Origin of the sequence: Enterobacter sichuanensis, assembly GCF_002939185.1 — a bacterium.
GTDB classification, from domain to species: domain Bacteria; phylum Pseudomonadota; class Gammaproteobacteria; order Enterobacterales; family Enterobacteriaceae; genus Enterobacter; species Enterobacter sichuanensis.
The window spans coordinates 1-4795 of sequence record NZ_POVL01000102.1 but is presented as its reverse complement, the minus strand read 5'-3'; the positions used below and the strand labels follow the sequence as shown (position 1 = coordinate 4795).

5 protein-coding genes and 1 pseudogene are annotated in these 4795 nt (G+C 50.4%); all 6 read right to left on the bottom strand.

Translation table 11 applies throughout. The features are described from left to right. Positions 1-350: 350 nt before the first annotated feature. Positions 351-1154, bottom strand: a complete 804-nt coding sequence (locus C5687_RS23445; protein WP_104558143.1) for a carboxymuconolactone decarboxylase family protein — start codon at positions 1152-1154, stop codon at positions 351-353. A gap of 15 nt (positions 1155-1169) precedes the next feature. Continuing rightward, the gene (locus C5687_RS23440) at positions 1170-1865 is read right to left on the bottom strand and encodes a putative quinol monooxygenase (protein ID WP_185857662.1); all 696 of its coding nucleotides are present in this window, start codon (positions 1863-1865) and stop codon (positions 1170-1172) included. Between the two features lie 40 nt (positions 1866-1905). After that, positions 1906-2514 carry an NAD(P)H-dependent oxidoreductase gene (locus C5687_RS23435; RefSeq protein ID WP_202911314.1) on the bottom strand — a complete coding sequence of 203 codons (609 nt, stop codon included), beginning with the start codon at positions 2512-2514 and terminating at the stop codon, positions 1906-1908. A gap of 67 nt (positions 2515-2581) precedes the next feature. Next, positions 2582-3600 (bottom strand): annotated as a pseudogene (locus C5687_RS23430) (aldo/keto reductase). A gap of 2 nt (positions 3601-3602) precedes the next feature. Continuing rightward, entirely contained in the window at positions 3603-4175 is a 573-nt protein-coding gene (locus tag C5687_RS23425) for an NAD(P)H-dependent oxidoreductase (protein WP_104558141.1), read from the bottom strand. 150 nt (positions 4176-4325) lie between these two features. Continuing rightward, positions 4326-4795 (bottom strand): amidohydrolase family protein (locus tag C5687_RS23420; RefSeq protein ID WP_158252237.1); only part of this gene is annotated, 470 nt, incomplete at its 5' end.

Here is a 4795-nt window from a genome sequence, read left to right as displayed (position 1 = left end):
ATCCTGTAATCATTTAACGCAGTACGACAGACCTAATGGAATAAAAGGGGGGACCTGAAAATTCACAACATGCTGATTCCTGGGACCGTATGATAATCGACCTAGAAAGCCTATTTAACTATTCTGGGTTTGAGGAATATACATAATTTACGACAGCACCAGAAACAGTATAACAATCTGTTTTAAATGGATATTAATCAAATGGCGATTCAAACTCACAGTTATGAACTCAGTTTTGGTTCATAACTGTGTTAAACGCTGTCCATAAATCACTCGATGTCACGTCTGTTGGTTCATGAACTGTTCGCTCTAATTTTGTGATGTGCGTCAGGTTTTTGTGTTCAGTAATGTTACCTTTTACTCGATGATCGATTGTTTAGCACCTCTCCCACAACCGGAGCAGCGGTAAATGCGTTTGGCCAGCCAGCATAGAAGGCGGCCTGGGTAACGATCTCACCCGCTTCCTCAGCTGAAAGTCCATTATCCATCGCCCTGTTAAGGTGATAGCCAATCTGCGCGCTCTGTCCGGATGCGATTAACGCGCTGACCGTAATCAGGCTTCTGTCGCGGGGTTTCAGCGCAGGTCTTTGCCAGAGATCCAGGAACAGTGGATCTGCAGTGAATTTAACCAGGCCCGGAGATATTGGGCCAACATTTTTCTCCACTGTCTCTGAACGCTGCTTTTCTGCTTCCTGATTGAGAGGAAGCAGGTCCGGAGAAGCTTCAGGAAGTGCATCTGCCGTGACGCCACGAGTTTCAAATACTGCTTTGGTCACGCTGACGGCTGACATGGCATTTGGCCAACCTGAGTAGAACGCCAGATGGGTAATGATTTCTGACAATTCCGCTGGCGTAACGCCATTATCAAGGGCAATGTCTATATAGTGCTTAAGGTCGCCAGGCTGGTTTCTGGCAATTAGCATGGAGACGGTCACCATACTACGATCCCTGGGCGAGAGGGCATCGCGTGTCCACAGATCTTCAGCAATAGCTTCTCGACCAAAGCGCGCAAGAGCCGGTGAGACAGAACGAATATCAGCTTCAGAAATCGCTGAAGGTTCAATTTTCATCATAGCTTTACCTCTTGTTTCCTCAGCATTAGCAAAATCAGAAATAACAAGCGACATGGCCGCCGCTGCAATTACGCTTTTCATGTCAATCCTCACTGGTCAACGGTGCGGATCCTGTTTGATTCCGCCTTTGTTACGAAGAAATACCGGTTTTACCGGGATAGCGTCCTTACTGACGCTCATATGCGCCGTTTGCCTGAGATAGTCACGGAAGTGTGGCGTTTGTCGGTGCAGTTGATACGCTTCCTCACTGGCGTAAATCTCATAGAAATACCAGCGGTTCGGAGTCTGTGAGTCTGTAGCGGCATACATGGCTAACACGCCTTTCTCTACTTTGAGCGACTCAGCCATTTCAGGCATGACGATGTTTTTAAATTCGGTCTGTAATTCAGGCTTTACCTCGACGATCACCAGATTATTAATGGTTCGCTCATTCGGTATGATGTGTTTGTCCCCCAGAAATTGGGGCTCCAGAGTGATTTTATTTTTCCGAACGATAATGTCAGGTGCCCGGGCAGCGAATGCCTTGTATGGTTCGGCATTCAGATGTTTGCGGTAAGCACTCTCGTTTTCATAGAGTTCGACCATGAATGCCTTACGTGGATTGTCGCTGCGGAGCAGGGCGTACATCGCCAGCGTACCTGCTTCATGATCAACCGAAGCGGAAATCGTCTGTCTGGCTACGTCTGCAAAATCTTTGTCCCGATCGTGCCTGACGCCAAGCTCAAAGATATTCATCACTACCTTATCCGGCGCGTCCAGTTTTGTTGCAAAGACAGGGCTGCTTATTAGCATCCAAATTAAAAGCATAAGAGTCTTTTTCACGATGATCCTTTTACTGAAATGGCTGTTTAAGACGTTCTATAAGTTGGTGTTGGTAAGAAGGTAATCGATCGCTGCTGGCGCTCTCAAAGACAAGGGGAGGAAGCCACGTCATACCTGCGTGCAGGGCGCTTGCCTTCATCGGTAAAAACACATCCGCGAGCGATACCCCGATCCTGCCGTCCGGCCCGTAAGTAGAGCGTCCCCCCGCAGCCGTACTGACAATAAACATCTCCTTTCCCTGCCAAAGACCGGGTCCGACACTTCCCCAGGTTTCATTCAGCCAGGCCTTCATCATTGGTGTAATGTTGAACCAGTGTGTCGGGAAGATAAAAACAACACGCCTGTGCTCACGCATCATTTTTCGCTCCGCGTCACCATTAATCCGACGTGTGTCATAGCCATACAGCGTCTCAAGGTTGCGAACCGTCACGCCTTCCAGACTCTCAGCGGCTTCCTGCAGCCCTTTTGTCAGAACTGAGCGTTCCGGATAAGGGTGAGAGACGATAACGAGCGTTTTAATGTCGGTCTTTTCACGGCTATGAGCATGACTAATGGGCATGAGGAAGATAAAGGCAAACAAAAACAATGCTGCTGCTCTGTGATGCAGTAACCAGATCATAAAACCTCCTTTGTCTTGATAAGGCAGAAAAGCGCTATGGCTTAACAGGAGCCAGTTCCGGTAAGGGCTACCGCGTCCAGACCTGCTTAACGTCCTTCGTTTGCGGCGTGTTTTGCGCCATGATCCCCGTCAGAACGTGCGGCTGGTAGGTTTCTTCCAGAAACTGGATTTCTTCCGGGCTCAGTTGAAGATTGACTGCGTTTACCGCGCCATCGACGTGATCTTTTTTTGTGGCCCCTACGACAGGTGACGTGACTTTTGTCAGTAGCCAGGCGAGAGATATTTCCGTCATGGAGACCTGATGCCGTTCGGCAAGTTCGGCTACGCGCTCAATAATGCTCCGATCCTGTTCAGCCGTGCTGTCATATTTTCCTCGCGCATAGTCATCCTCCGTGGCTCGCCGAGTGTGGCCTTCTTTACGCGAGAGACGACCGCTGGCCAGCGCGCTATAGGGGGTCATGGCGATATTATCTTCAGCGCACAGACCGAAGAGCTCTCGTTCATCTTCACGCATAATCAGGTTGTAATGGCTCTGCACGGAAACAAAGGACGTCAGCCCTTCGCGTTCGGCAAGAGCGTTCGCCTTCGCCAGCTGCCAGGCATAGCAATTTGAAATACCAATAGCGCGCACTTTGCCCGCAGTAACGGCGGCATGCAGCGCTTCAAGCACGTCAATAACAGGCGTGTTGTAATCCCAGATGTGGTAGATATAGAGGTCTATGTAGTCCATCCCCAGATTCTGCAGGCTCTGGTCGAGCGAGCGGGCTATCGCCTGCTTTCCGCTGATACCTTCGGAAATTTGTGCGGTGTTCGCGGCAGAAACTTGGTGGCCAGCACCACGTCCTCGCGTTTTGCCATCTCCCGCAGCGCCCGGCCAACGTATCGCTCGCTGGAGCCGTTCTGATAGGCGATGGCGGTATCGTAAAAATTGATACCCTTTTCGAGACCGTAGCGGATGATGTCCCGGCTTGCTGTTTCGTCCAGCGTCCAGCGATGCTGGCCCGTTAACGGGTCGCCAAATCCCATACATCCCATACAGATGCGGGAGACCAGTAAGTCACTTTTACCGAGCCGGGTATACTGCATCGTTATTCTCCCTCTGGATTATTCACGACGGAATTGAGCAGATCGACAAGCCTTGAAGCGTGTTCCCGGGCAAGCGTTTTTTGCTGCGCGATTTTGTCGGCATCCCGGTCGGCATAGCTGATACCGCAGGTATAAACCGGCGCCAGCAGCTCAAGATTGCACAGCCTTGCCGTGGTCTCGAATGGAATAAGATACTCTTCTATGGCATGGCCAAAGAAACCGTCAGCGGTATAGAGCACCTGCGGCGCCCCTGTAGTGAAGGAGAGGATCAGCTTTTTACCGCCCAGTTTCACCGTTGAGCCATGCGCGAAGCCGTGGACAAAGACCTCGTCCAGCCATTGTTTCATTAACCCGGGCAGCCCATACCAGGAAAAAGGAAACTGCCAGACAATCACATCGGCCCTGAGCAGGCTTTCCTGCTCCGCAGCGATATTGAATTTGCCGTCCGGATAGAGCCAGTCCAGACGACGAATTTCAGCATCGGGAAGGGCGGTCGCCACTTCATCAAGGATCGTGGCATTGGCGACGGAATGGGTAAGCTCAGGATGGCCTGAAACAATAAGGATATTTTTCATTTCAATGGGTTAAATATATTTGGTGAATGTTTAACCCAGTATAGAGTGACACCATTATTTTTTTTAGAGCAGTAAAGACTCATTCACTTTTAGACAAAAACTAATAATGGTCGACTGTTCTCATTGTACCGGTCATCATGAACCCGTGAACTACGCTGTGATGCCCAGTAAACGTTCTGCATTGCGAAACGCGATGGCCTCTTTTTCAGCCTTATTGACCGGCAGACAGTCGATAAATGTTTTTACACCGTCCAGGGTCTGATAGGGATAATCAGCGGAGAACAGGATCCTTTCTGCCCCCATTAACTCGTAGATAAACTGGAAGTGCGGTAGCGTCAGCATACCTGACGGGGTAACGTAAACGTGCTCCTGGAAGGTTCTCGTTAGCGTGCGTGACTGACCCGTTGCAGCCAGTGGAAGGCTGTCATCAAGACGCTGCAGCCAGAAGGGCAGCATCTCCCCCCAGTGGCCACTGATTACCTGCAGGTGGGGATATTTATCAAATGCGCCCGATAACATAAGCCGTAACAAATGGATCCCGGCTTCGTGATGCCAGCCCCAGCCAAACATAGAGAGCCGGGCGTTGACTTCTGCGCTGAAGCCCGTGAAGTAGGCCTGTT